This is a genomic window from Pseudomonas sp. 22072 (assembly GCF_052046095.1).
In the GTDB taxonomy this organism is placed as follows: domain Bacteria; phylum Pseudomonadota; class Gammaproteobacteria; order Pseudomonadales; family Pseudomonadaceae; genus Aquipseudomonas; species Aquipseudomonas paracarnis.
Genome location: NZ_JBQEQE010000067.1, coordinates 1 through 470 on the forward strand (window position 1 = coordinate 1; position 470 = coordinate 470).

Genomic DNA, 470 nt, shown 5'->3' on the forward strand with positions numbered 1-470 from the left:
CACATCATCGTTAGGCGCAGGGACGGTCACAGTACCAACGGTTTCGCCAGCCTTGATGGTGATCGACGAGCCGTTATCCAGCTTCAGGGTGACGTCAGTGCCAGCCTTGTTGCTCAAGGTCGCGGTGTAGGTAATCTGACCACCTTCGCTCGCCTCGGTCGGAGCCGTCAGTGTCACGGTAGTGGTGTTGTCGGTACCCGGTGTATCAGTCACAGTTGTAATGACGTTATCTGTACCTGGGACCAGGTTTTCAAAATGCTCGCCGCCAGTCACGCCTTTGATAGCCGTGGTGACGGTTTGGTCGCCCTTATACACATCATCAGGAGCAATAACCGAAACGCTACCGCTCGATTGGTTTACGCCGATGGTGATGGTTTTGCCGTTATCGAGGGTGACGGTCAACGGGTTGGTGATGTTAGTCACCGGCGCACCGTTTTTATCCACAAGGCTGGCGGTGTAAACGATGTTGC

The 470-nt window shown here is 54.7% G+C and carries 1 protein-coding gene; it reads right to left on the reverse strand.

The window, feature by feature from the left end; translation table 11 throughout:
* A partial coding sequence (locus ACTJLA_RS26810; protein ID WP_440842490.1) for an immunoglobulin-like domain-containing protein occupies window positions 1-465 on the reverse strand: 465 nt, incomplete at its 3' end.
* Between the last annotated feature and the right edge of the window lie 5 nt (window positions 466-470).